Source organism: Anaeromyxobacter sp. Fw109-5 (genome assembly GCF_000017505.1).
Classification (GTDB): domain Bacteria; phylum Myxococcota; class Myxococcia; order Myxococcales; family Anaeromyxobacteraceae; genus Anaeromyxobacter.
The window spans coordinates 1,625,582-1,650,129 of sequence record NC_009675.1 but is presented as its reverse complement, the minus strand read 5'-3'; the positions used below and the strand labels follow the sequence as shown (position 1 = coordinate 1,650,129).

The following is a 24,548-nucleotide window of genomic DNA, read 5'->3' as shown; positions in this document are numbered from 1 at the left end:
CGGCGCGCCTGTTTGGGTACGCTCGCCCGCCTTCTCGTCCGTGTCTCACCCTCGAACGGAGCATCGCGGAGCCAGCCGAATGACCGTGTTCATGCAATCGGTGATCAGCGGGATCCTCGTGGGCGGCGTCTACGCGCTCATCGGGATCGGTCTCACGATCATCTTCGGCGTCATGCGCATCATCAACTTCGCGCAAGGCGAGCTGCTCATGCTGGGGATGTACGCGACCTGGATCGTCTTCTCCTGGCTCGGGATCGATCCGTTCCTCTCGATCGTGATCACCGCCCCGCTCCTGTTCCTGTGGGGCGCGTTCCTGCAGAAGACGATCATCAACCGCGTGCTCAACGCGCTCCCGCAGAACCAGATCCTGCTCACGATCGGGCTCGGCCTCATCATGTCGAACTCGATCATGCTGGCCTTCACGTCCGACTACCGGATCCTGACCACCTCCTACTCGTCCTCGAGCTTCTCCGTGGGCGGGATCTCGATCTCGCAGCCGCTGCTCTACGCCTTCCTCATCACCGCGGCGATCACCGGCGCGCTCTACTGGTTCCTCCTCAAGACGGACACCGGCCAGGCGATCCGCGCCACCGCGCAGGACCGCGACGCGGCGCAGCTCATGGGCATCAACGTGAAGGCGATGTCGGTGCTGGCGTTCGGCCTGGGGTCCGCGCTCGCCGGGGTGGCGGGCGCGCTCATCTCGCCCACCTACTACATCTTCCCCCAGGTCGGCAGCGCGTTCACGCTGAAGGCGTTCGTGATCGTGGTGCTGGGCGGCATGGGCAGCGTCATCGGCGCGACGCTCGGCGGCCTCATCATCGGAGTCACCGAGTCGCTCTCGGCGGTGTACATCGCGTCGGGCCTGAAGGAGCTCGTCACCTTCGTGCTGTTCCTCGGCCTCCTCCTGTTCAAGCCGTCCGGCCTCCTCGGGAAGACCCGGGCCTAAGGGAGCACTCCATGGATAGGCCTCCTCTGCTCTCCCGCGCACCGCGCGGCTTCTCCGTCCTCGGGCTCGTCCTGTTCGTCGCCGCGGTCGCGGCGCTGTGGGCGTTCCCGAGCTTCGTGAAGAAGCCGTACGTCCTGCACATGGGCGTCGTGCTGTTCCTCGCCATCATCCAGGGCCAGGCCTGGAACGTCGTCGGCGGCTACGCCGGCCAGTACTCGGTGGGCCACGCCGCGTACTTCGGCATCGGCGCCTACGTCACGACGATGCTGCTCGAGCTGAACAAGATCGCCCCCTGGATCGGGATCTGGGCGGCGATCGCGGCGGCGGTGGCGCTGTCGCTCGTCATCGGCAGCATCACGTTCCGCCTGCGCGGCCCGTACTTCGTGCTCGCCTCCATCTCGGTGGCCGAGATCATCCGGCTCGCGGCCCTCCACTTCAAGGACTTCACGCGCGGCGCCGAGGGCTTCCTGCTGTCGGACATCCCTGCCCTGAAGATCGGCGCGACCGAGATCGAGTTCTTCACGAAGCGGCCGTTCTACTTCGCCGCGCTCGGGCTCGCGGTGATCACCATCGTGGCGAACTACCTCGTCCAGCACTCGAAGCTCGGGTACTACTTCCAGGCGATCCGCGAGGACCAGGACGCGGCGCACTCGCTCGGCATCAACCCGGCCTTCTACAAGAACGTGGCCCTCGCCATCTCCGCGGCGTTCACCGCGTGGGCGGGTGGCTTCTACGCGATGTTCGTGAAGTTCATCGACCCGAACACGGTGTTCGGCCTCGACGTCTCGGTGCAGTTCGTCCTCATCTGCATCATCGGCGGGATCGGGACGATCCTCGGGCCGGTCATCGGCGCCATGGTCCTCGTCCCCCTCTCCGAGGTGCTCCGCAACCCCAAGGGGCTCGTTCAGCTCGGGATCCTCTCCTCGGACTCCGGGTTCGTGCGGTTCGTCGAGGCGAACCTCTCCAACGCGCACCTGCTCGTGTACGGCATCCTCGTGGTGATCGTGATCCTCTTCGCCCCCGAGGGCGTGCTCGGCGTGATCCGGCGCATCGCGGCGCGCGTGCGCCGCACGGCCGCGCGGGGACGGACCGAGCCGGCCGCGACGGCCTGACGGAGGCGACCATGGCGATCCTCGAAATCAAGCACGTCTCCAAGTTCTTCGGCGGGCTCGCGGCGAACTCCGACGTCTCCTTCTCCATGGAGCAGGGGATGATCATGGGCCTCATCGGCCCGAACGGCGCGGGCAAGACCACCCTCTTCAACTGCATCACCGGCTACTACCCGCCCTCGAAGGGCGAGGTGACGTTCAAGGGCACGCGGCTGAACGGGCTCCAGCCGGATCAGGTCTGCCGGCTCGGCATGGTGCGGACCTGGCAGAAGGTCCGTCCGCTCGCGAAGCTCTCGGTGCTGGACAACGTGATGGTCGGCGCCCTCGCCCGCACCTCGAGCCTGAAGGTCGCGCGCGAGCTCGCGATGGAGCAGCTCAAGGTCGTCCGCATGGAGCACAAGCCGGAGTTCCCCGCGGGCGGGCTCCCCATCGGCGACCGCAAGAAGCTGGAGGTCGCGCGCGCCCTCGCCACGAAGCCCGAGCTCCTGCTCCTCGACGAGGTGATGGGCGGCCTCAACCCCGCCGAGTCGGAGGAGATCATCCAGCTCATCCTCGAGCTCAAGAAGCGCGGGCTCACGCAGATGGTCATCGAGCACGACATGAAGGCCATCATGCGGATCTCCGACCGCATCGTGGTCCTGAACTCGGGCGAGAAGCTCGCCGAGGGCGGGCCCCGCGAGATCGCCGACAACCCCGACGTCATCGCCGCCTATCTGGGCGAGCGGGTCGAGTGACGGGAGACCCCATGCTGCAGATCCGCAAGCTCAACTTCGCCTACGGCGACCTGCAGGTCCTCTGGGACGTCGACCTCGAGGTGAAGCAGGGCGAGATCGTCACGGTGGTCGGCTCGAACGGCGCCGGCAAGTCGACCATCCTGAAGAACGTCTCCCGCCTCGTCCGCCCGACGGACGGGTCCATCATGTTCGAGGGTCACGAGCTCTCGCACGTCCCCTCCCACAAGGTGGTGGAGCTGGGGATCGTGCAGGTGCCGGAGGCGCGCCGCATCTTCCCGGAGATGACGGTCACCGAGAACCTGCGCATGGGCTCGTTCGTGAAGGCCACGCGCAAGGACCGCGAGCGCAACATGGAGCGGGTGTTCTCGCTCTTCCCGCGCCTCGCGGAGCGCAAGAGCCAGCTCGGCGGCACGATGTCCGGCGGAGAGCAGCAGATGCTGGCGATCGGCCGCGGGCTCATGGGCAACCCCCGCGTCCTGCTCCTCGACGAGCCCTCGCTCGGGCTGTCGCCGCTGCTCGTGCGGAACATCTTCGAGATCATCAAGGAGATCAACCGTCAGGGGACGACCATCCTCCTCGTCGAGCAGAACGTGTTCCAGTCGCTGCGCATCTCCCATCGGGCCTACGTGCTCGAGACGGGCCGGGTGGTACTCTCCGGCACCGGGGCCGAGCTGCTCGACAACGCGCACGTGAAGAAGGCCTTCCTGGGGATGTGATCATGGCGGACACGAAGCTCACGGTCGGCGACTGGATGACGCGGAACCCGATCACCATCGGGGACGACGCGTCGATCGTGGAGGCGATCCACCTCCTGCGAGAGAAGAACATCCGGCGCCTGCCGGTGATGAAGGGCGGCAAGCTCGTCGGCCTCGTCACGGAGAAGATGCTGCTCGGCTACATGCCGGCGAAGGCGACGAGTCTCGACCAGTGGGAGCTCCACTACCTGCTCTCGAAGACGCCCGTGACCGCGGCGATGAACCCGAGCCCGCACGCGGTCAAGGTCGGGACACCGCTCTCGGAGGCGGCGAAGCTCCTCCACGACCGGAAGCTGAACGGCGTCATCGTGGTGGACGACCGCGGCGACCTCGTCGGTATCCTGACGACGACCAACGCGCTCGAGGCGCTCATTCATTTCTCGGCGCGCGCGCCGTAGGAAAAGGCGGCGACGCGGCGGAGCGCGGCGACTCCGCCCGCCTTTCGCTCGCGCGTACTGCTCCCTCTCGCGTGCCCACCGCGGTCGCGCGGTCGGCACCTCGTCCCGAGTCCAGGACGAGCCGATGTGATGAATGACAAGGTCGGGGTCGGGGTCTCTTCATTCGTCACATCCCACGGCGACAGCACGCGCGCGCGCGGGGTTGTGTGCCGCCGCTCGACGCAGAGGGCTCGGGCATCGAGGGGAGAGGCGCTCGGTTCCCGGCGCGCCTCGCGCATCGCACGGGCGGGTCTTCGTCGCCGTCGACGCGAGGACTGGGGAGCGGGCGGAGCAGGTCCGAGGAAGGTCGCGCAACCGTCTAGCGGCATTCACTAATAGTCCCTGCTATCTCCAGCGACAGCTCTTGCGAGCCCCGCGAGTCCCAGTTGCGGTGGGTGAACGTCGCCCTCTTGACGAGGTTCGAGGCGAAGCGCGCTTCGACGTCCGCGGTACGTCGAGAGCACGTACCTCGCGAGCGCAGGCAGGCCGCGCCGTGCGCGTCCGGCGCGCCGCATGGACGGCGAAGGGGCGGGGCCGGAACGCAGCGCAGGCGCGAGCCTGGTGCGTTCCAGGCGAGCCGCACATCGCGTGTTACGAAGGGTGCACAGGAGGTGCACCATGCCCGCGATCGCCCCTTCCGCCCTCGACTCGACCCTCCTCGCCCAGCGCCTGCGCGAGCTCGCAGGCCAGGAGCGCGACGTCCAGGTCGAGTTCCTCCTCCACCTCGAGGTGTTCGATCGCCGCCGCGCGTACGTGGACGCCGGCTACCCCTCGCTCTGGGCGTATTGCCTGGAGGTGCTCCACCTGCGCGAGGGCGCGGCCGGGCGACGCATCCAGGCGATGCGGGTGCTGCGCCGGTTCCCCAGCCTCGAGGACGCCCTGCGAGATGGCCGCCTTTGCATCTCCACCGTCCAGCTGCTCGGCCAGGTGCTGACCGAGGAGAACCTGCCCGACCTCGTCGGCCGGGCCGCGTACCGCACCAAGGCGGAGGTGGATCACCTCGTCGCCTCGCTCCAGGCGCGCACCGCTCCGCGGGCGGGCCTGCGCAAGCTGCCCGACCGCGCTGCAGCCGCGAGCGCCCCGGCGCTGCCGCTGGCGGCAGTGGATGCCGGACCTGCCGAGCCGCAGGAGTCGCCGCTCGCGCCGCCGTCGTCGGCCGCTGCTGCCGGGGTGTCCCCCGCCACGATGCCCGCGCCGTCCGACCCGTCTCGCCAGAGGACGCGGGCGGTCACCCGTGCGGTGAGCGAGAGCGGCTGGTCGCTGCGGGTCACCATCGACCGGGCCTGCAAGGAGGACCTCGAGACGCTCACCGCGCTGCTCTCGCACAAGTTCCCGGACGGCGATCTCGCGGGGGTGCTCCGGGAGGCCATCCGCTGCGCCATCGAGAAGCACGGCAGGCGCAAGGGCGCGGTCGCGCCGCAGCGGCAGCGGGGGACCGACCGGGAGCCACGTCCCTCCGCCGAGTCCGCCGCGCCCACGAGCACGATCCCGGCGATAGTGCGGCGCGAGGTCTGGAAGCGCGACGGCGGACGCTGCGCCTGGGTCGCTCCGGACGGGCGGCGCTGCAACAGCCGCTGGCAGCTGGAGCTCGACCACATCCACCCGCAGGCCCTGGGCGGACCCTCGACGGTCGAGAACCTCCGAGTCGCCTGCAAGTCGCACAACCTGTTGCACGCCGAACAGACCTACGGGCGCGAGCACATGGATCGCTTCCGGCGTGAGAGCGTCTCCGAGCGGACGGGGCATGCCGGCACCGCCCCAGCTGCCATTCAGCAGGGCTTGTGGGCAACGTGACCGCTGACGGCGGAACGAGAGCTAAGCCGACCGCAGCGCGGCGCGGCGACGCGGCGGACGCGCGGCGACGCCGCCTCTCCGGCCCCTCGTGCCCGCATCTTTTCGCTCGTACTGCTCCCTCTCGCGTGCCCACCGCGGTCGCGCGGTCGGCACCTCGTCCCGAGCCCGGGGCGTGCCGATGTGATGAATGACAAGGTCGGGGTCGGGGTCGAGTCCGCCCCTACCGGAAGAACATCTTCCCCGCCGCGAACAGGCCGACGGCGATGGCGAACGCGCGCATCCCGGCGGGGGGCAGCCGCTGCGCCAGCAGCGCGCCGATCCAGCCGCCCGCCAGCGACGCCACCGCCATCAGCGCCGCGACGCGCAGATCGACCTTCCCGCTGGCGGCGAAGAGCAGGGTCGCCACCCCGTTCGTGAGGAGAGCGAGCAGCACCTTGAGCGCGTTGGCGTGCTGCATCGAGGACGGCACGAGGATGCCCATCGCGGCGAGCATCAGGATGCCGATGCCCGCGCCGAAGTAGCCGCCGTAGATCGAGATGAGCAGCTGGATCACCCAGTGCGCCACGGGGTGATTCCCCACCGCGTGCCCCCGCACGAACAGCCCGATGGGTCGCTGCAGCGCCAGCAGCGCGCAGGCGAACAGGATGAGCCAGGGGACCACCGCCGCGAACGCCGTCTCGGGGAGCGCGAGGAGCAGCGTCGAGCCGATGGCGCCGCCGAGCACGGCCGGTACGCCGAGCACCACGGCGCGCCGCCGCTCCTCGCCGACGTGGCGGCGGTAGGCCCAGACCGAGGAGAGCTGCCCTGGCCACAGCGCGACCGTGCTCGTCGCGTTGGCGTGGACGGGGCCGAGCCCTGCCGCGAGCAGCGCCGGGAAGGTGAGGAGCGTCCCGCCGCCCGCGACCGCGTTGATGAGGCCGGCGGCGGCGGCCGAGGCGGTCACGAGGAAGCCGTCGCCGAGCGTCACGCTACGTGAGTAACAGGAACGCGCCTGGCGCGCAGCCCCCGCAGGGCGATTGCAGGCGCCGGCGAGCCGCGGCAGATCCCGCGCGGAGGTCCCGATGCGTACGACCGTCGACCGGGGCGAGATCATCCACGCCGCAGGGCGGAGCCGCCTCTCGCCGGCGGTGCGCGACGGCACGCCGCTCCTGGTGGGGCACGGCGACGTCTCCGGCCGCTGCGGGTGGGAGCCCTTCTTCCGGGCGCTCTCCGCGCGGCACCTCGCGGTCGCGTTCGACCCGGAGGCGCCGGGCGACGTGCGCCTCGTCCCGCGCGCCGAGGCGGAGCCGCACCTCGGGCACGGCCCCGGCCCGCTCGAGGAGGCGCGACGCTTCCTCGCCGCGCTTCGCGGGAAGCCGCCTTCGGCTTGACGTGTCGCCGCCCTGCGGCGAGCCGAGCGCTCTACCGCCCCCGCCGGCGCCGCCCGCCGCCCCGGCCCTTGGCACCCTTGGACGGCTTCGCGGCCCCCTTCCCGGCTCCACCCTTCCTGCCGGGAGGACCGCGGCGCGAGCCGACCTTGCCCGGCGCACCCCCGGCTCGCTCGGACGGCCCCCGACCGCGCGCCTCTCCTCCCCGACCGCGCGCCTCTCCTCCCCGACCGCGCCCCTCACCTCGGCGACCGCGCGCCTCTCCTCCCCGACCGCGCCCCTCTCCTCCTCCGCGACCGCGCCCCTCACCTCCGCGGCCGCGCCCCTCTCCTCCCCGGCCACGCCGCTCGCCCTGCTGCTCCCGCCCTCCGCCGGTGCGCGCCCGCGGTCCCTGCTTCACCCCGTGCTCGCGATGCCCCTCGCCGCTGCGCTGCCGGCGACCGGCCGCTGGCGGCGCGCTCGCCGGGGCGGGCTTCCCGCGTCGCGGGGCGCGGGCTCCCCGGGCATCGGCCTCCTCCGGCCCCGCCTCTGCGAGGACCGGCTCCGCCTCGCGCCGCCGCCGACCCTTCGCCGCGGGCTTCCCGATGGCCTTCGCCTCCTCGACGAGCTTCAGCTCGATGCGGCGGCGGATCGGGCTCGCGGAGACCACGTCGACGGTGACCTCGTCGCCCACGCGGAAGGCGCGACCCGTGGTGCGATCCACGAGCGCGTGCAGCTCGGTGTCGAGCTCCGGCGCGCCCCCGAGGTCCTCGAGGCGCACGAGCCCCTCCACGAACCAGCGCTTCAGCTCGACGAACAGCCCGAACTCGACGACGGCAGAGATCACGCCCTCGTAGCGCTCGCCGACCTTGTCTTTCATGAACAGCGCCGCGTAGAAGGCGGCGATGTCCCGCTCCGCCTCCATCGCCGCGCGCTCGCGCTCCGAGGAGACCGCCGCCATCTCCGCCAGGGCCGCGGGCGACGGCTCGCGCACCGGCTGCCCCTGCCGCCGCGCCCACTCCTCCTTCAGGAGCCGGTGCACGACGAGGTCCGGGTAGCGGCGGATGGGCGAGGTGAAGTGCAGGTAGTGCTGGGCGGCGAGCCCGTAGTGGCCGATGTTCTCGGTGGCGTAGACCGCCTGCATCATCGCGCGCAGCAGGAGCTGGTTCAGCGCGCGCTGCTGCGCGTGGCCCTGGAACCGCCCGAGGAGCGCGTTCAGCGCGCGCGGGCCCGGCACCTCCGGCACCTCGAAGCCGTGCGACTCGGCGAGGTCCAGGAAGGCCTGGAGCTTCTCCTCGTCCGGCACGTCGTGGATCCGGTAGATGGTGGGCAGCTCGCGCGAGCCGAACCAGCGCGCGACGGCCTCGTTCGCCGCGAGCATGAACTCCTCGACGATCCGGTGCGCGCGGTTGCGGGGGCGCTTCTCGATGGCGACGACCTCGCCGCCCTCGCCGAGCACGATCTTCGCCTCGGGCAGGTCGAAGTCCAGGGCGCCGCGGCGGCCGCGCATCGCGGTGAGCTTCTCCTGCAGCTCCGCCATGAGCAGGAACCGCTCCCGGAAGCGATCGCGGCCGGGGACCGACTGGCCCGCGACGACGTTCGCCACCTCGGTGTACGTGCAGCGCGCGGCGCTCCGCATCACGCCCTCGTACACCTCGGCCGAGCGGGTCTCGCCGTGCTCGTCCACCACGAGGTCCGCCACCATGCACAGGCGGTCCACGTCGGGGTTGAGCGAGCAGATGCCGTTCGAGAGCCGCTCCGGCAGCATCGGCAGCACCTGCATCGGGAAGTACACGCTCGTCCCGCGCCGCCCCGCCTCGGCGTCGAGCGCCGCGCCGGGTCGCACGTAGTGCGCCACGTCGGCGATGGCGACGACCAGCCGGTAGAGCCCCTTCCGGCCCTCGAGGCGCTCGACGTGAACGGCGTCGTCGAAGTCGCGCGCGTCCTCGCCGTCGATGGTGACGAGCGGGAGGGCGGTGAGATCGCGCCGGCCCTGGCGATCCTCGGGGCGGACCCGATCCGGCGTCGCCTCCGCCTCGGCGCGGACGGGCTCCGGAAACACGTCGGCGAAGCCCTTCGCGTAGGCGACCTTCAGCACCTCGACGCGCGGCTCGCCGGGACGCCCGATGGCCTCCACCACCGCGCCCTGCAGCCGCGCCGTCCCGGGCTCGAGCGCGACCTTCACGACGTCTCCGTCCTGCGCCGCCGCGGTCTCCGGCACCGGCACCGCCTCGCCCAGCTCCTCGTCCGCCGGGACGACGAAGCTGCGCGCGCCCCGGGCGTGGTAGGTGCCGATGAGCAGGCGCCGGCGCCGCTCGATCACCTCGACGAGCCGCCCGGCGGTGCGCCCGCCGCGCGCGGGGACGATCTCGACCCGCACGAGGTCGCCGTCCAGCGCCTGGGCCGCCTCGCCGGGCGGGACGAACACGTCGTCGCCCTTGCGGTCGATCCTGGCGACGAACCCGTAGCCGTCCCGGTGCTTCTTGAGGGTGCCCACCACCTCGTTGCCGCGGCCGGCCCGGCGCATCCCGCGCCGCTCGCCCACGGGGGCGAGCGCGGCCGCCGGCGCGGCCGCGGGGCGTGCGCCGGGCAGCGAGAAGCGCTTCCCGTCGCGGAGCAGGACGCCCTCGCGCGTGAGGTCGCGCAGCGCCCGCTTCACGTCCGTCCGCTCGCCGGGGTGGATCCTCGCCCGCTGCATGAGCTCCCGGATGGAGAGCGGCTTTCCCGCCGCGCGACGCAGCTCCTCGACGAGCGCCGTGCGCCGCCGCTCCTGGCCTTCGTGCCCCATGCCTATTCTCCGAACAGCTGGCCGAGCCCCCCGCCCTTCTGCTGGGTCGGGAAGAACGGGAAGAGCGCGCCCGCGAGGGAGCGCAGGTTGCGTGTCTGCAGGTAAACCTCGCCAGGGCCGGTGAACTCCGCCACGAGCGCCTCGCCCGAGAGCAGCGAGCGCATCCACCCGCGGCGGCTCGCCTTGCGCACCTGGAACGGCATGCGCGCGTCGAACGCCACCACGTGCCCGGTGTCCACCACGTACCGCGCGCCGGCCGGCAGCGGCCGGCGCACGATGGCGCCGAACGACGAGAGCAGGACGGTGCCCTGCCCCGACGCGCGGATGAAGAAGAGCCCCTCGCCGGCGAACAGCCCGCGGAAGCCGGCGAACTCGGTGTCGAGCTGGACCTCCGGCTCCGAGGCGAGCCAGGAGGACGACTGCACGAGGAGCGCGCGGCCGGCGAGCTCGACGCCCACGAGGTCGCCCGGCACCGGGGGCGCCAGGATGACCTCGCCCGCGCCGCCCTGCGCGGTGAACGTGGAGACGAACAGCGACTCGCGCGACACCACCCGCTTGAGCGCGCCGAGCAGCCCGCCCTGCAGCTGCGACTGGAGGTCGACGTTGCCGCTCATCGACACCATCGCGCCGGCCTCGGCCCGGATCGCCTGGTCGGGCGCGAGCTCCACGCGCGCCGCGGCGAAGGCGCTGCCGCCGACGAGCTGGTAACGCAAGGCGGACCCGGCCGTGGTCGTCGTCAGCACGGCGCCCTCGCCGACCGTGGACACGGGGGCCAGGCGCGCGCCGCACGCTGAGCAGTAGGCACCGCTCGACGCGGCGGCGCCACAGGAGGGACACGTCATGGCGCGGGAGTGTACACGCGCGGCGAGGCGCGCACGGCGGGAAGAAGGGCGCCGGCGCGGTATAACGCGGTCGTGCTCACGCCCGCCGCCGCCCGCGCCCGTATCCTCGCCGCGCTCTCCGACGTCGCCCCCCTCGCCGCCGAGCGCGTACCGCTCGCCGACGCGCTCGGCCGCGCCCTCGCCGAGGAGCTCACCGCCGCCCGCGACGTCCCCGGGTTCGACGCCGCGACGATGGACGGGTACGCGCTGCGCGCCGCCGACGCGCCGCGCGCGGGCGCGAGGCTCCCCGTGGCGTTCGAGGTGTACGCCGGCCGGCCGGCGCCGGCGCCGCTGCCCCCCGGGAGCTGCTGCCGGATCTTCACCGGCGCGCCCCTGCCCGAGGGCGCCGACGCCGTCGAGATGCAGGAGGAGGTCCGCCGCGCCGGTCGCGGTCCGGCGGCCTTCCGGCGCGCCGCCGAGGCCGGCCGCTTCGTGCGCCGCGCCGGCTCCGACGTGGCCGCCGGCGCGGTCGCCCTGGCCGCGGGGGCCGTCATCGACGCGGGCGTCATCGGGCTCGCGGCCGGCCTCGGCCGCACCGAGCTCGCGGTCCGGCGACGGCCGCGGGTGGCGATCCTGCCGACGGGCGACGAGGTCGTGCCCGCCGGCAGGGTCCCAGGCCCTGGGCAGATCCACGAGTCGAACGGCCCCGCGCTGGCCGCGGCGGTGAGAGAGGCGGGCGGGGATCCCGTGCTCCTGCCCATCGCGGGCGACGACCCGGAGACCCTGGCGCGCGCGCTGGAGGCGGCGCGCGGGCTCGACGCGCTCGTCACCACGGGTGGCGTGTCGGTCGGGACGCGCGATCTCGTCCGCGACGCGCTCGTGCGGGCCGGCGCCCGGCTCGACTTCTGGAAGGTCGCGATGCGCCCCGGCAAGCCGTTCACCTTCGGTCGCTGGGAGCGGACCGCGGTCTTCGGGCTCCCCGGCAACCCGGCGAGCGCGCTCGTCACCTTCGAGCTGTTCGCCCGTCCGGCGCTCCGCGCGCTCGCCGGGCTCGCGGGCACCGGCCGCGTCACCGTCCCCGCGCGCCTCGCGGTCGCGCAGGAGAAGCCGGCGGAGCTGGCGGTGTTCGTCCGCGCCCGCGTGCGGCGGAGCCGGACCGGCCTCGTGGTCGAGCCGCTCCCGACGCAGCTCTCCGGCCACCTGACCTCGGTCGCGGGGCACGACGCGCTCGCGGTGCTCCCCGCCGGCCGCGCGCGGCTGGCCCGCGGCACCGAGATCGAGGCCGTGCTGCTACAGGCTCCCCCGGAGCCATGATGGGGGAGGTCCGGCCGCGCTCGAGCGGCAGGCGAGGCGCTCCGCGTCTTCCGGTGCGCGTGCACGCACCGCGGGTCGCTCGCGAGAGACCGCGCGGCGCGGCGCGTTCGCCTCGGCCGTCCGTGACTCCGGGAGCGCCGCCGCTCCGGGAGCCGCAAGTACACGGACACACTATGCGTGGGAACGACGCTGGCCAGACTCGGCGTGGAATGGTATGGCTGACGCTGCGGAACGCGCCATTCGGCGTTGCGGAATCCGCAACTCACCTCCGGGGGCAGCTCGCAGGAGTCGCATAGATGCCTGGTCTCGCAGACAAGTTCGCCGTGAACCTCAAGAGCGAGCGGCTCCGCCGCAAGCTCTCCCAGGAGGCCCTCGCCGCCAAGGCAGGCCTCTCGGTCTCCTACATCTCCATGCTCGAGCGCGGGCAGCGCACGCCGCCGCTCGACACGCTCGAGTCGCTCGCAAAGGCGCTGGCCGTCTCGCCGACCTCTCTGCTCTCCTGAAGACGGTCGCCTTCCCGCGGCTCCGGCCGAGCGCCAATCGGGCGCTCGGCCGGGGCCGCGGTGCGTTCCGGTGAGGCCCGGTACACGCCCCGGAGCGCGCGGGCGTGCATCCCACCGGGAGATCGCTTATGTTCCCAGCCTCTTACGGTCCACGAACCCACCGGAAAAGGGAGACGGAATGGCTCGCATGGTGATGTGCAAGAAGCTCGGCAAGGAGCTGCCGGGGCTCACCTTCAAGCCGTTCCCGAACGAGCTCGGGCAGCGGATCTACGACTCGGTCTCGCAGGACGCCTGGAAGCTCTGGCTCGAGCACTTCAAGATGATCATGAACGAGTACCGGCTCTCTCCCGCCGATCCGCGCTCGCAGGAGATCCTGTACCAGCAGGCGGAGCAGTTCTTCTTCAGCGAGGGCGCGCAGCTCCCGCCCGACTACCGCCCCCCCCGCTCCAAGGGCTAGCGCCCGTCGGCGGGCCCCGAGGGCTCCGGCGGGCCTCCTCGCGTGCGATCCCCCGGCGACATCCTCCTCGTCTCCACCTACGAGCTCGGGCACGCGCCCCACGGCGTGGCGCTCCCGAAGGCGTTCCTGGAGCGCGCCGGGTTCTCCCCCGCGGCGCTCGATCTGGCAGTCGAGCCGCTCGACCCGAGCCGCGTGCGGCGCGCACGGCTCGTCGCCCTGTCGGTCCCGATGCACACCGCCCTCCGGCTCGGCCTGCAGGCCGCGGCGCGGATCCGGACCCTCGCGCCGGAGGCCGTCCTCTGCTTCCACGGCGTGTACGCGCCCCTCCACGCCGACCTCCTCCTCGCCGCCGGCGCCGCCGCGGTGCTCGGCGGCGAGTCCGACGAGGAGCTCGTCTCGCTCGCCCGCGCGGTCGAGCGGGGGGAGCCGCTCGCGCGGTTCGTCCAGCGCGGCGGCGCCGCCGCCCTCCGGCGCCGGCTCGACTACCCCATCCCGAGCCGCGAGGGGCTCCCGCCGGCCGAGCGCTACGCCCGGCTCGCCGCCGCGGACGGCTCGCTCCGGCTCGCCGGCTACGCGGAGGCGAGCCGCGGCTGCAAGCACCGCTGCCGGCACTGTCCGCTCCCGGCCGTCTACGACGGGCGGTTCTTCGCGGTTCCCGTCGACGCCGTCGTGGAGGACGTCGCCCAGCAGGTGGCGCGCGGCGTCGAGCACGTCACCTTCGGCGACCCCGACTTCCTGAACGGCCCGGAGCACGCCCTCCGCGTCGCGCGCGCGATGCACGCCCGGTTCCCGGCCCTCACGTTCGACTTCACCGCGAAGGTCGAGCACCTCCTCCGCGCGGGGGACGCGCTCGGCGAGCTCGCCGGCCTCGGCGCGCTCTTCGTCACCTCCGCCGTGGAGTCGCTCTCCGACGAGGTGCTCGCCAGGCTCGCGAAGGGTCACACCCGCGCCGACGCGCTCGCCGCGTTCGATCTCGCCGACGCGGCCGGCGTGCCCCTGCGCCCCTCGCTCCTGCCGTTCACCCCCTGGGCGACGCTCGACGACTACCTCGAGCTCCTCGAGCTGCTCGAGGCGCGCGCCTGGCTCGAGAACCTCGACCCCGTCCAGCTCACGATCCGGCTGCTCGTGCCGCCCGGGTCGCTGCTCGAGGGCGATCCGACGATCCCGTTCGACGGGCTCGACCCCGCCGCGCTCACCTGGCGGTGGCGCCACCCCGATCCGCGGATGGACGCGCTGCAGACGCGGGTCGCGGCGGCGGTCGAGGCCGGCGTCGGGGCGGGCGAGCCAGCGCTCGCCACGATCGCGCGCGTGCGGTCGCTCGCGCTCGCGGCGGCGGGGCTCCCCGACGGCCACGTCCGCGTGCTCTCTCCGGACCGCCGGCGCGTCCCGCGCCTCACCGAGTCCTGGTTCTGCTGATCGGAGCCCACCGCGGGGCAGTTGGCTCCGCTCGAGTGACCGACGCACCGCGGCGGACCGCCGACGGCCGCATTTGCGCTCGGAGCGCCGCCCTGGCTATCGTCGCCCCCCGGCACCCCGAACCGGCCTCGCCATGCGACTCCTCCTCTCGCTCCTCCAGGCGATGTCCGTCTTCTTCGTGCTGTTCCACCTGTACAGCCGCTCGCCCGCGTTCCGGCCGCAGCGCACCGACTGGCTGCGCCCCCGCGCGAGGCTCTCGCTCTACCTGTTCTTCTCGGGGATCTCGATCCTCGGCACCTACCTCGGCCTGCGCCTGGAGGGCGGCGCGGTCGCGAACACGCGCGCGATGGGCGCCGTGCTCGCGGGCCTCCTCGGCGGACCGGCGCTGGGCGGGGCCGTGGGCGTGACCGCCGGCCTGCACCGCATCTCGCTGGGCGGAATCACGGCGATGTCCGGCGCCATCTCGACCTCGCTCGAGGGGCTGATCGCGGGGCTCGTGCACCTCTACTTCACGCGGCGCGGGACGCCCGAGCGGATCATCAGCTGGAGGCTCGCCGGCGCGCTCACCGCGCTCGGCGAGGTCGGCCACATGGGGATGCTGCTCCTCGTCTCGCGGCCGACCGCGGACGTGATCGCCCTCATCCGGATCATCGCGGGGCCCATGATCCTCGCGAACGCCGCCGGCGCCGCGCTGTTCATGACGGTGCTGCGGGATCGCGCGAACCTCTACGACAAGGTCGGGGCGATGACCTCCGCGAAGGCGCTCCGGGTCGCGGAGCGCACGCTCGAGCCGCTCGCCAAGGGCTTCAACCGCGAGGTCGCGGTGGAGCTCGCGACCATCATCCAGGAGGAGACCGGGGTCGGCGCCGTCGCGATCACCGACGGCGACACGATCCTCTCCTTCGTCGGGGCAGGGTTCGATCACCACCGCCCGGGCGCCCCGATCGCCTCCCCGCTCACGCGCCGCGCCATCGAGGGACGCGAGGTGGTGTTCGCCGACGGGCGCCGCGAGCGCTACCGCTGCCCCCTCTCGCCGACCTGCCCGATCGCCTCGGCGCTCGTGGTGCCGCTCGAGGTGGACGGCCAGATCATCGGGACGGTCCAGCTCTTCGAGCCGCGCGCGAAGCGGTTCCGCAGCATGAACCGCTCCCTCGGAGAGGGGCTCGCCCACCTCCTCTCCGAGCAGCTCCTGCGCGCGCGCTACGAGAGCCAGAAGAACCTGCTCGTCCGCGCCGAGCTGAAGCTCGTCCAGGCGCAGGTGAACCCGCACTTCCTGTTCAACGCGCTGAACACCATCATCGCCGCGACCCGCACGGCGCCGGAGCAGGCGCGCGCGCTGCTCGTGCACCTCTCCAACTTCTTCCGCAAGAACCTGAAGCGCTCTGCCGAGCTCTCCACCCTCGAGGAGGAGCTCGATCACGTGCGCTCCTACCTCGAGATCGAGCGGGCCCGCTTCCCGGACCGGCTCGTCGTCGAGATCGACGTGGACCCGGAGCTCCTGGCGGTCGAGCTGCCCACCTTCACGCTGCAGCCGCTCATCGAGAACGCCGTGAAGCACGGGCTCGCCGCCACCCTCGACCGCGGGGTGGCCCGCATTCGCGCCCGGCGCGAGGGAGACGTCGCCCTCATCGACGTCGAGGACAACGCCGGGACCTGGCGCGCTCCGCTCGCCGGCGACGGGCTCGGGATGACCCTCGTCGACCGGCGCATCAAGAGCCTCATGGGCGGCGCCTTCGGGGTGAGCGTCTCGTGCGTGCCGGCCGAGCTGACGCGGGTGACGGTGCGCGTCCCGCTGGAGGCGCGCGCGGCATGATGCGAGCGCTCATCGTGGACGACGAGCCCGGCGCGCGCGCGGAGCTGCGCGCGCTGCTCGAGCAGACCGGGGCCGTCGAGATCGCGGGCGAGTGCCCGAACGCCGTGGAGGCCCTGAACGCCGTCCAGCGCGAGCGGCCGGACGTCCTGTTCCTGGACGTGCAGATGCCGGTCGTGAACGGGTTCGAGCTCCTCGCCATGCTCGACGAGGACGTCTTGCCGGCGGTCGTGTTCGTGACCGCGCACGACGCCTTCGCGCTGCGGGCGTTCGAGGAGAGCGCGGCGGACTACCTCCTGAAGCCCGTCACGCGCGAGCGGCTCGCGAAGACGGTCGAGAAGCTCGCCCGCCGCACCTCCCCGGCGCCGCGCCCGACCGTCCCCGCGCCCCCGCTCACGCGCGTCCCATGCCTGGCGGGCAAGGCGATCAAGCTCGTCCCGCTCGCCGAGGTGGATCACGTCCGCTCGAGCGCGGCGGGCGTGTACGTCGTGACCGCCGCGGGCGAGTTCCTCACCGACCTCACGCTGCGCGTGCTGGAGGAGCGCGGCGGCCTCGTGCGCTGCCACAAGCAGCACCTCGTGAACCTCGAGCGCATCGACGAGATCCGGCCCGGCGAGGATCCCGCCGCCACCGTCCGCACCCGCGCCGGGCATCTCGTGCCGGTGAGCCGGAGGTTCCTCGCGGCGCTCAGGGAGCGGCTGGGGCTGTGATGGCCGTGCCCGCTCGAGTCGATCGGGCTCGCCCGCGGTTCGACATGCTCACCGCGAGCGGCGTTCCCCGATCCGCTCGTCTCCGGCCGAGGCGCCACCCGATCACGCAGAGCGTCATTCGTCCGCCCGTCCACCGCTCACCCCTCCCCTGCGACCGCACGGGAGGCGGGGGACGCCGGTCGCGCAGTTCCCCCGTGCGGACCCCTCCGGATTTGCTGGAGTTCGGCGGCCATGCCCAAGCGGAAGGACCTTCGCGCGCTGCCCGAGCCGTACCGGCGCCTGCACGACGCGCTCGCCCCTCACCTCCCCGGGGATCGGATCATCGCCGATCCCCTGCGCCGGCTCGCCTTCGGCACCGACGCGAGCTTCTACCGGCTGATCCCGAAGCTGGTCGTGCAGGCGCGCTCGGCCGACGAGGTGGCGAGGGTGCTGCGCGAGGCCGCCGCGCTCGGGCTGCCCGTCACGTTCCGCGCCGCCGGCACGAGCCTCTCCGGCCAGGCCATCTCCGACTCCGTGCTCGTGCTGGTGGCGGGAGGGTTCCGCGGGCTCACCGTGCTCGACGGCGGGGAGCGGGTGGCCTGCGAGCCGGGCGTGATCGGCGCCGACGTGAACCTCGCCCTCGCGCCCTTCGGGCGCAAGCTCGGGCCCGACCCCGCCTCCATCGGCTCGTGCATGGTGGGCGGCATCGCCGCGAACAACTCGTCCGGGATGTGCTGCGGCACCGCGCAGAACACGTACCGGACCGTGGAGAGCATGAAGCTCGTCCTCTGGGACGGGACCTTCGTCGACACCGCCGACGCGGCCTCGCGCGCGCGCCTCGCCGGGAGCCACCCCGAGCTCCTCCGCGGGCTCGCCGCCGTCCGCGACGAGCTCCGCGCGGACCCCGCGCTGCGCGCCCGGATCGCCGAGAAGTTCCGCATCAAGAACACGACGGGCTACTCGCTCAACGCGTTCGTGGACTTCGACGACCCCGTCGACATCCTGCTGCACCTCCTCGTCGGCTCGGAGGGCACCCTCGCCTTCATCGCCGAGATCACCTACCGCACCGTGGTCGAGCAGCCGCACAAGGCGAGCGCGCTGGCGTTCTTCCCGGACATCGGCGAGGCCGCGCGGGCGACGCAGCTCCTGGCCGGCGGCCCGGTGTCGGCGGTGGAGCTCATGGATCGCGCCTCGCTCCGCGCGGTCGAGGGGAAGCCCGGCATGCCCGCCGAGCTGCGCGGCCTCGTGGAGGACGCGGCGGCGCTCCTCATCGAGACGCGCGCCCCCGATCCGGCCGCGCTCCACGCGCAGATCGCCGAGTGCCTCGCGCGCCTGGCGCCGGTCCCCACCCTCTCCCCGGTCGCCTTCACGCCGGTGAAGGCGGAGTACGAGCGGCTGTGGGACATCCGCCGCGGCCTCTTCCCCGCCGTGGGGGCGGCGCGCCCGATCGGCTCCACGGTGGTCATCGAGGACGTGGCGTTCCCGATCGCCCGCATGGCGGAGGGCACGGTCGACCTGCGCCGGCTCCTGACCGCGCACGGCTACTCCGACGCGATCATCTTCGGCCACGCGCTCGACGGGAACCTCCACTTCGTCTTCACCCCGGAGTTCGGGGACGTCCAGGAGGTGACGCGCTACGCACGCTTCATGGACGACGTCTGCCAGATGGTGGCGCGCAAGTACGACGGCTCGCTCAAGGCCGAGCACGGCACCGGCCGGAACATGGCGCCGTTCGTCGAGCTCGAGTGGGGCGAGAAGGCGTACGGCCTCATGCGCCGCATCAAGTCGCTGCTCGACCCGCACACGCTGCTCAACCCCGGGGTGATCATCAACGGCGACCCGCGCGCCCACCTCCAGGCGCTGAAGCCGCTCCCCCGGGCGCACCCGATCATCGACCGCTGCATCGAGTGCGGCTTCTGCGAGCCGCGCTGCCCGTCGCGCGACCTCACCACCACCCCGCGGCAGCGGATCGTCGTCCAGCGCGAGCTGGCGCGGCTGCGCGTCACCGCGGAGGATCCCGACCTGCTCCAGCGCCTGGAGGCCGACTACGAGTACATGGGCGACCAGACCTGCGCGACGGACGGCCTGTGCGCCACCGCGTGCCCGGTCGGCATCGACACCGGCGCGCACACGAAGTGGCTGCGCGCCCAGCGGCGCGGAGACGACCCGGGGATCGCGGCCTCCGCCGCCGAGCACTTCGCCGTGGTGGGCTCGGTGGCGCGGGCGGCCCTGCGGGCCGCCGACGCGGCCCACGCGGTGCTGGGTGCCGGCGCCATGGGCGCCGTCGCGCGCGGCGTGCGCGCGGCGACCGGAGGGAGGCTGCCGCTCTGGAACCCGGCCATGCCGCGCGCCGTGAAGCCGCGCCTCACCGGCACCTCCACCGGCGCGGATCTCCGGGCGGTGTACTTCCCGAGCTGCATCGCCCGCACGATGGGGCCCGCGCGCGGCGACGAGGCGCCGCCGGTGTACGCCGCGCTCCTGTCGCTCTTCGCGAAGGCGCGCTGCGACGTGGTCTTCCCGGACGGCATGGCCGACCTGTGCTGCGGGATGCCCTTCGAGTCGAAGGGCTTCCCCGTCCAGGCGGAGGAGAAGGCGCGCCAGCTCGAGGAGGCGCTCCTCGCGGCGAGCGACGACGGGGCGCTCCCCGTGGTCTTCGACACGAGCCCCTGCACCTACCGCATGAAGAGCGTGACCCAGGGGAAGCTGCGCATCCTCGATCCGGTCGAGTTCATCGACCGCTTCCTGCTCCCGCGGCTGGAGATCGTGCGCGCGCCCGGGCCCATCGCACTCCACGTGACCTGCAGCGCGACCAAGACGGGGCTCGCGGAGACCTACCGGCGCGTCGCCGTCGCGTGCGCCGAGCGCGTCGTCGTCCCGAGCGGCGTCGGCTGTTGCGGCTTCGCGGGGGACCGGGGGTTCACGCACCCGGAGCTGAACGCGGCGGCCCTCGCCCCGCTCGCCGCCGCGCTGCCGGCCGACTGCCGCGAGGGCTTCTCCGCCTCGCGCACCTGCGAGATCGGGCTCTCGCTGCACTCCGGGATCCCCTACCGCTCCCTCGCGGTCCTCGTGGACCGCTGCGCGTCGCCGCGGCCGGTGCGCGCGTCCCCACCCGAAGTCGCGCACGCCGCGGTGCGCATCGCCGACCCCACCCAGTAGGAGCCGCTCGTATGAGTCCCTGGATTCAAGGGTACACGCCCCTCGGAAACCTGTTCCTCTCCGCGCTCGTCGCGGCTTTGCCCGTCGTGGTGCTGCTCGGGGCGCTCGCGTTCTTCCACGTGAAGGCGCACGTCGCGGCGGTGCTCGGCCTCGTGCTGGCGCTCGCGATCGCGATCTTCGTGTACGGCATGCCCGCGCAGATGGCGGGCGCCACCGCGCTGTACGGAGCGGCGTTCGGGCTTTTGCCCATCGGCTGGATCGTGCTGAACGCGATCTTCGTCTACGACATCACGGTCAAGACGGGGAAGTTCGAGGTGGTGAAGGACACCATCGCGGGCCTCGCCGGCGACCGGCGCATCCAGGTGCTCCTCATCGCCTTCGCCTTCGGCGCGTTCATCGAGGGCGCCGCGGGCTTCGGCACGCCGGTGGCGATCTCTGCGGCGATGCTGATCGGCCTCGGCTTCAAGCCGCTCGCGGCGGCCGGCCTCGCCCTGATCGGCAACACCGCGCCGGTGGCCTACGGCGCGCTCGGCACGCCCATCATCACGCTCGCCAAGGTGACCGGCCTCCCCGAGCTCTCGCTCTCCGCGATGGCCGGCCGGCAGCTCCCCCTGTTCTCGCTCATCGTGCCCTTCTGGCTCGTGTGGGCGATGGCCGGCTTCCGCGGCATGCTCGGCGTATGGCCGGCGTGCCTCGTCGCCGGGCTCTCGTTCGCGATCCCGCAGTTCGTCGTCTCCAACTTCTTCGGCCCGTCCCTCGTCGACATCGTCGCGGCCGCCTCCTGCATCGTCTCGACCTACCTGTTCCTGAAGGTCTGGCAGCCGAAGGAGGAGTGGCGCTTCGCCGACGAGAGAGCGGCCGCGCCGGCGGGGGTCCGCCCGTCCCTCGGCGCCGCCGGGACCGCGCCGCACCGCAAGCACTCGCCGCGCGACGCGTTCATGGGCTGGATGCCCTGGATCGTGCTCTCCGTGCTCGTGTTCATCTGGGGCATGCCGTCCGTGAAGACCTGGCTCAACGGGATCTTCAACCCGACCTGGGACGTCCCGTTCCTCCACAACCTCGTGCTGAAGGCGCCGCCGGTCGCGAAGGCGCTCCACCCCGAGGCCGCGAAGTTCAGCCTGAACCTGCTCTCCGCCACCGGCACGAGCCTCCTCCTCGCCGGCGTGGTCGCGGGCCTGTGGCTGAAGCTCGGGGTCCGGGAGCTCGTGAAGACCTACCTGCACACGCTGAAGCGCGTCCGGTTCTCGCTCCTGACGATCGCCGCGATGCTCGCGCTCGGGTTCACGACGCGCTACTCCGGCTCCGACTCGACGATGGGGCTCGCGTTCGCCTCCACGGGCTGGATGTTCCCGTTCTTCTCGCCGCTCCTCGGCTGGCTCGGCGTCGCGCTCACCGGCTCCGACACCTCCTCGAACGTGCTCTTCGGGAACCTCCAGGTCGTCTCCGCGCAGCAGATCGGCATGAGCCCCATCCTCGCCGCGGCCTCCAACAGCACCGGCGGCGTGATGGGCAAGATGATCGACGCGCAGAGCATCGTCGTCGCGAGCGTCGCGACGAACCAGCACGGCCAGGAGGGGGTCATCCTGCGCTACGTCTTCTGGCACTCCCTCGTGCTCGCCTGCCTGGTCGGCGTCGTCACGTTCTTGCAAGCCTACTGGCTCACGGGCATGGTCCCGAAGTAGACGGCGCGGCGCGCCGGCCCGCTCTCCGGGCCGGCGGCGCCGCCTCCGCGAGGTGGCCCGATGAAGGTCGCGCTGTTCATCCCGTGCTACGTGGACCAGCTCTACCCGCACGTGGGCATGGCCACCGTGCGCGTGCTCGAGAAGCTCGGCGTCGAGATCGTCTACCCGGAGGAGCAGACCTGCTGCGGCCAGCCCATGGCCAACGCCGGGTTCGCCGACGACGCGGCGCCGCTCGCCCGGAAGTTCCTCGAGGTGTTCGGGCGCTTCGAGCACGTGGTCTGCCCGTCGGGGAGCTGCACCTCGATGGTGCGGAACCACTACGACCCGTACCTCGCCGGAGCGCCCGGCTTCGAGGCGCTGAAGCAGGGCACGTTCGAGCTCTGCGAGTTCATCACCGACGTCCTGAAGGTCGCCCGCATCCCGGGGCGCTACCCGCTCAAGGTGGGGCTCCACCAGAGCTGCCACGGGCTGCGCGAGCTCCGGCTCGGCAGCGCGAGCGAGCTGCTCGTGCCGCGCTACAGCAAGGTCGCGAGCCTGCTCTCGTCGCTCGAGGGGATCGAGCTCGTCCCGCTGGCGCGGCCGGACGAGTGCTGCGGGTTCGGCGGCACCTTCGCGGTGGCGGAGGAGGCGGTCTCCTGCATGATGGGGCGCGACCGGATCGCCGACCACGTGAAGGCGGGCGCCGAGGTGGTCACCGGCACGGACGTCTCCTGCCTCATGCACATGGACGGCCTCGCCCGCCGCGCCGGCGAGCGGGTCCGGTTCCGCCACGTGGCGGAGATCCTCGCGGAGGCCATGGCATGATCCGGCACCCCGGCGGGAGGCGCAGATGATCGGCCACGCGGAGCGAGCGGCGCGGTTCGCGGCGGACGACGCGAGGGCGCACTGGCACGACCAGGCGCTCTGGTGGGTGCGGGCGAAGCGCGACAAGGCGGCCTCGGCGGTCCCGGACTGGGAGCGGCTGCGCGGGCTCGCCTCCGCCATCAAGGCGCACACCCAGTCGCGCCTCGCCGACTACCTCGAGGAGTTCGAGCGGAACGCCACCGCCGCGGGCGCCCGGGTCCACTGGGCGCGCGACGCGGAGGAGCACAACGCCATCGTCCACCGCATCCTCGCGGATCGCGGCGCGACGCGCCTCGTGAAGTCGAAGTCGATGCTCACCGAGGAGTGCCACCTCAACCCGTACCTCGAGGCGCGGGGCATCGAGGTCGTGGACACGGATCTCGGCGAGCGAATCGTCCAGCTCGCGCACGAGCCCCCCTCGCACATCGTGCTCCCCGCCATCCACCGCAAGAAGGAGGAGATCGGCGAGCTGTTCCACCACAAGCTCGGGACGGCGGCGGGGCTCTCCGACCCGAAGGTCCTCACCGAGGCCGCCCGGGGTCACCTGCGCGAGCGGTTCATGCGCGCGCAGGCCGGGCTCACCGGCGTGAACTTCGCGGTCGCCGAGACCGGCCACGTCGTCGTCTGCACGAACGAGGGCAACGCGGACATGGGCACCTCGCTGCCGCCCATCCACATCGCGTGCATGGGGGTGGAGAAGCTCGTCCCGCGCCTCGCGGATCTGGCGGTCTTCCTGCGGCTGCTGGCGCGCAGCGCCACCGGCCAGCCGACGACCACGTACACCACCCACTTCCTGGGCCCGCTCCGCGGGGGCGAGCTGCACATCGTCGTGGTGGACAACGGCCGGAGCCGGCTGCTCGCGGACGAGACCTTCCGGCGCGCGCTGCACTGCATCCGGTGCGGCGCCTGCATGAACACCTGCCCCGTCTTCAGGCGCAGCGGCGGCTACAGCTACGCGTACACCATCCCCGGCCCCATCGGCTCCGTCCTCGCGCCCTCCGTCGACCCGCGCGCGCACGCCTCGCTCCCGTTCGCGTCGAGCCTATGCGGCTCGTGCGACGACGTCTGCCCGGTCCGCATCCCGCTCCACGACCAGCTCCTCGCGCGACGCCGCGACGCCGCCCGCGCCGGGCTCCTCTCCTCCGGGAAGCGGCTCGGCATGAGGCTCGCGGGGATGGTGCTGCGCTCCGGCTTCCTGTACCTGCTCGCCAGCCGCCTGGGGAAGCTCCTCGGCCGCGCGCTGCCCCGCCGGATCCTGTACGGCCGCTGGAACGTGTGGGGCCGTCAGCGGGAGCTGCCGCCCTTGCCGCGGGAGAGCTTCCGCGACCTCTACCGGCAGCACAGGAGCGAGCGCCGTGGATAGCCGCAGCGAGATCCTGAAGCGGCTGCGCGCCGCCGCGCCCCCGCCGGCGCCGCTCCCCGACCCGCGCAGCGAGACCGTGCCGTACGCGGACCCGCTCGCCCAGCTCGAGGCCGCGCTCCAGGCGGTCGCCGCCGTGCCCGTGCGGGTCGCGGGCGTCGCCGCGCTCCCCGAGGCCGTCGCCGCGGTCGTGGCGCAGCTCGGGGCGACACGGATCGCGTCCGCCGTGCCGGGCGCCGCGCCCGGGACCGTCCGCCCGGAGGAGCTCGCGGATCCGCACGAGCTGGAGGGGCTGGATCTCGCGATCCTGCCCGGTGAGTTCGGGGTCGCGGAGAACGGCGCGATCTGGGTGAACGCGGCCGCGCTCCCCCATCGCGGCGTGTTCGTCGTCACGCAGCACCTCGCGCTCGTGCTCCCCGCGCGCGAGGTCGTGACCGACATGCACGCCGCCTACGCGCGGATCGCCGCGCTGCCGAGGAGCTACGGCCTGTTCATCGCCGGACCGTCGAAGACCGCGGACATCGAGCAGGCGCTCGTCATCGGCGCGCACGGCGCGCGATCGTGCACCGTGTTCCTGGTGGGGTAGCG

At 72.8% G+C, this 24,548-nt stretch carries 21 protein-coding genes; 18 read left to right on the top strand and 3 right to left on the bottom strand.

The window, feature by feature from the left end; all coding sequences use genetic code 11:
* The first annotated feature begins 91 nt into the window (after positions 1 to 91).
* From ANAE109_RS07405 to ANAE109_RS07380, 6 genes are all read left to right on the top strand, one after another.
* Positions 92 to 946, top strand: a complete 855-nt coding sequence (locus tag ANAE109_RS07405) for a branched-chain amino acid ABC transporter permease (RefSeq protein WP_234945267.1) — start codon at positions 92 to 94, stop codon at positions 944 to 946.
* Positions 947 to 957: 11 nt separating this feature from the next.
* Positions 958 to 2,058, top strand: coding sequence for a branched-chain amino acid ABC transporter permease (locus tag ANAE109_RS07400; protein ID WP_011985766.1), 1,101 nt, complete (start codon positions 958 to 960; stop codon positions 2,056 to 2,058).
* An 11-nt stretch (positions 2,059 to 2,069) separates the two neighbouring features.
* Positions 2,070 to 2,789, top strand: coding sequence for an ABC transporter ATP-binding protein (locus ANAE109_RS07395; RefSeq protein ID WP_011985765.1), 720 nt, complete (start codon positions 2,070 to 2,072; stop codon positions 2,787 to 2,789).
* An 11-nt stretch (positions 2,790 to 2,800) separates the two neighbouring features.
* On the top strand, positions 2,801 to 3,505 hold the full coding sequence (locus ANAE109_RS07390; RefSeq protein WP_011985764.1) for an ABC transporter ATP-binding protein: 705 nt from the start codon (positions 2,801 to 2,803) through the stop codon (positions 3,503 to 3,505).
* A gap of 2 nt (positions 3,506 to 3,507) precedes the next feature.
* Entirely contained in the window at positions 3,508 to 3,942 is a 435-nt protein-coding gene (locus ANAE109_RS07385) for a CBS domain-containing protein (protein WP_011985763.1), read from the top strand.
* 657 nt (positions 3,943 to 4,599) lie between these two features.
* Entirely contained in the window at positions 4,600 to 5,775 is a 1,176-nt protein-coding gene (locus ANAE109_RS07380; RefSeq protein ID WP_011985762.1) for an HNH endonuclease, read from the top strand.
* Positions 5,776 to 5,995: 220 nt separating this feature from the next.
* Here ANAE109_RS07380 and ANAE109_RS07375 read toward each other — a convergent pair whose 3' ends face one another.
* On the bottom strand, positions 5,996 to 6,742 hold the full coding sequence (locus ANAE109_RS07375; protein ID WP_011985761.1) for a sulfite exporter TauE/SafE family protein: 747 nt from the start codon (positions 6,740 to 6,742) through the stop codon (positions 5,996 to 5,998).
* A 94-nt stretch (positions 6,743 to 6,836) separates the two neighbouring features.
* Here ANAE109_RS07375 and ANAE109_RS07370 point away from each other — a divergent pair, with 94 nt between their 5' ends.
* Complete coding sequence (locus tag ANAE109_RS07370) at positions 6,837 to 7,145, top strand: hypothetical protein (RefSeq protein ID WP_041448183.1); 309 nt, start codon at positions 6,837 to 6,839, stop codon at positions 7,143 to 7,145.
* A gap of 31 nt (positions 7,146 to 7,176) precedes the next feature.
* On the opposite strand, the gene rnr is transcribed toward ANAE109_RS07370, so the two are convergent.
* Positions 7,177 to 9,909, bottom strand: a complete 2,733-nt coding sequence (gene rnr, locus ANAE109_RS07365; protein ID WP_011985760.1) for a ribonuclease R — start codon at positions 9,907 to 9,909, stop codon at positions 7,177 to 7,179.
* A 2-nt stretch (positions 9,910 to 9,911) separates the two neighbouring features.
* A complete protein-coding gene (locus tag ANAE109_RS07360) occupies positions 9,912 to 10,652 on the bottom strand; it encodes a TIGR00266 family protein (RefSeq protein ID WP_011985759.1) in 741 nt (246 codons plus the stop codon).
* Positions 10,653 to 10,823: 171 nt separating this feature from the next.
* Between ANAE109_RS07360 and glp the strand changes: the two genes are divergently transcribed.
* The 11 genes from glp (at position 10,824) to ANAE109_RS07305 (ending at position 24,546) form a co-directional block, all read left to right on the top strand.
* Complete coding sequence (gene glp, locus ANAE109_RS07355) at positions 10,824 to 12,044, top strand: gephyrin-like molybdotransferase Glp (RefSeq protein ID WP_011985758.1); 1,221 nt, start codon at positions 10,824 to 10,826, stop codon at positions 12,042 to 12,044.
* A 296-nt stretch (positions 12,045 to 12,340) separates the two neighbouring features.
* Entirely contained in the window at positions 12,341 to 12,547 is a 207-nt protein-coding gene (locus tag ANAE109_RS07350) for a helix-turn-helix domain-containing protein (protein WP_011985757.1), read from the top strand.
* Positions 12,548 to 12,725: 178 nt separating this feature from the next.
* Complete coding sequence (locus ANAE109_RS07345; RefSeq protein WP_011985756.1) at positions 12,726 to 13,004, top strand: oxidative damage protection protein; 279 nt, start codon at positions 12,726 to 12,728, stop codon at positions 13,002 to 13,004.
* 42 nt (positions 13,005 to 13,046) lie between these two features.
* Positions 13,047 to 14,420: a CUAEP/CCAEP-tail radical SAM (seleno)protein gene (locus tag ANAE109_RS07340; RefSeq protein ID WP_011985755.1), complete on the top strand. Its 1,374-nt coding sequence runs from the start codon at positions 13,047 to 13,049 to the stop codon at positions 14,418 to 14,420.
* 133 nt (positions 14,421 to 14,553) lie between these two features.
* Entirely contained in the window at positions 14,554 to 16,233 is a 1,680-nt protein-coding gene (locus tag ANAE109_RS07335) for a sensor histidine kinase (protein WP_011985754.1), read from the top strand.
* Positions 16,230 to 16,940: a two-component system response regulator BtsR gene (gene btsR, locus ANAE109_RS07330; RefSeq protein ID WP_011985753.1), complete on the top strand. Its 711-nt coding sequence runs from the start codon at positions 16,230 to 16,232 to the stop codon at positions 16,938 to 16,940. Before ANAE109_RS07335 ends, btsR begins: the two co-directional genes overlap by 4 nt.
* A 231-nt stretch (positions 16,941 to 17,171) precedes the next feature.
* Positions 17,172 to 20,075, top strand: a complete 2,904-nt coding sequence (locus ANAE109_RS07325; protein WP_011985752.1) for an FAD-binding and (Fe-S)-binding domain-containing protein — start codon at positions 17,172 to 17,174, stop codon at positions 20,073 to 20,075.
* Positions 20,076 to 20,086: 11 nt separating this feature from the next.
* Positions 20,087 to 21,757, top strand: coding sequence for an L-lactate permease (locus ANAE109_RS07320; RefSeq protein WP_011985751.1), 1,671 nt, complete (start codon positions 20,087 to 20,089; stop codon positions 21,755 to 21,757).
* 60 nt (positions 21,758 to 21,817) lie between these two features.
* The gene (locus ANAE109_RS07315; protein ID WP_011985750.1) at positions 21,818 to 22,561 is read left to right on the top strand and encodes a (Fe-S)-binding protein; all 744 of its coding nucleotides are present in this window, start codon (positions 21,818 to 21,820) and stop codon (positions 22,559 to 22,561) included.
* A 25-nt stretch (positions 22,562 to 22,586) separates the two neighbouring features.
* Complete coding sequence (locus ANAE109_RS07310) at positions 22,587 to 23,963, top strand: lactate utilization protein B (protein WP_011985749.1); 1,377 nt, start codon at positions 22,587 to 22,589, stop codon at positions 23,961 to 23,963.
* Complete coding sequence (locus tag ANAE109_RS07305; RefSeq protein WP_011985748.1) at positions 23,956 to 24,546, top strand: LUD domain-containing protein; 591 nt, start codon at positions 23,956 to 23,958, stop codon at positions 24,544 to 24,546. Before ANAE109_RS07310 ends, ANAE109_RS07305 begins: the two co-directional genes overlap by 8 nt.
* Positions 24,547 to 24,548: the final 2 nt, after the last annotated feature.

What these genes read in the sequence shown, in the direction of transcription:
- ANAE109_RS07405 (WP_234945267.1), top strand. Translation starts at nt 92, where the DNA reads ATGCAATCGGTGATCAGCGGGATCCTCGTGGGCGGCGTCTACGCGCTC.
- ANAE109_RS07400 (WP_011985766.1), top strand. Translation starts at nt 958, where the DNA reads ATGGATAGGCCTCCTCTGCTCTCCCGCGCACCGCGCGGCTTCTCCGTC.
- ANAE109_RS07395 (WP_011985765.1), top strand. Translation starts at nt 2,070, where the DNA reads ATGGCGATCCTCGAAATCAAGCACGTCTCCAAGTTCTTCGGCGGGCTC.
- ANAE109_RS07390 (WP_011985764.1), top strand. Translation starts at nt 2,801, where the DNA reads ATGCTGCAGATCCGCAAGCTCAACTTCGCCTACGGCGACCTGCAGGTC.
- ANAE109_RS07385 (WP_011985763.1), top strand. Translation starts at nt 3,508, where the DNA reads ATGGCGGACACGAAGCTCACGGTCGGCGACTGGATGACGCGGAACCCG.
- ANAE109_RS07380 (WP_011985762.1), top strand. Translation starts at nt 4,600, where the DNA reads ATGCCCGCGATCGCCCCTTCCGCCCTCGACTCGACCCTCCTCGCCCAG.
- ANAE109_RS07370 (WP_041448183.1), top strand. Translation starts at nt 6,837, where the DNA reads ATGCGTACGACCGTCGACCGGGGCGAGATCATCCACGCCGCAGGGCGG.
- rnr (WP_011985760.1), bottom strand. Translation starts at nt 9,909, where the DNA reads ATGGGGCACGAAGGCCAGGAGCGGCGGCGCACGGCGCTCGTCGAGGAG.
- ANAE109_RS07350 (WP_011985757.1), top strand. Translation starts at nt 12,341, where the DNA reads ATGCCTGGTCTCGCAGACAAGTTCGCCGTGAACCTCAAGAGCGAGCGG.
- ANAE109_RS07345 (WP_011985756.1), top strand. Translation starts at nt 12,726, where the DNA reads ATGGCTCGCATGGTGATGTGCAAGAAGCTCGGCAAGGAGCTGCCGGGG.
- ANAE109_RS07335 (WP_011985754.1), top strand. Translation starts at nt 14,554, where the DNA reads ATGCGACTCCTCCTCTCGCTCCTCCAGGCGATGTCCGTCTTCTTCGTG.
- btsR (WP_011985753.1), top strand. Translation starts at nt 16,230, where the DNA reads ATGATGCGAGCGCTCATCGTGGACGACGAGCCCGGCGCGCGCGCGGAG.
- ANAE109_RS07325 (WP_011985752.1), top strand. Translation starts at nt 17,172, where the DNA reads ATGCCCAAGCGGAAGGACCTTCGCGCGCTGCCCGAGCCGTACCGGCGC.
- ANAE109_RS07320 (WP_011985751.1), top strand. Translation starts at nt 20,087, where the DNA reads ATGAGTCCCTGGATTCAAGGGTACACGCCCCTCGGAAACCTGTTCCTC.
- ANAE109_RS07315 (WP_011985750.1), top strand. Translation starts at nt 21,818, where the DNA reads ATGAAGGTCGCGCTGTTCATCCCGTGCTACGTGGACCAGCTCTACCCG.
- ANAE109_RS07310 (WP_011985749.1), top strand. Translation starts at nt 22,587, where the DNA reads ATGATCGGCCACGCGGAGCGAGCGGCGCGGTTCGCGGCGGACGACGCG.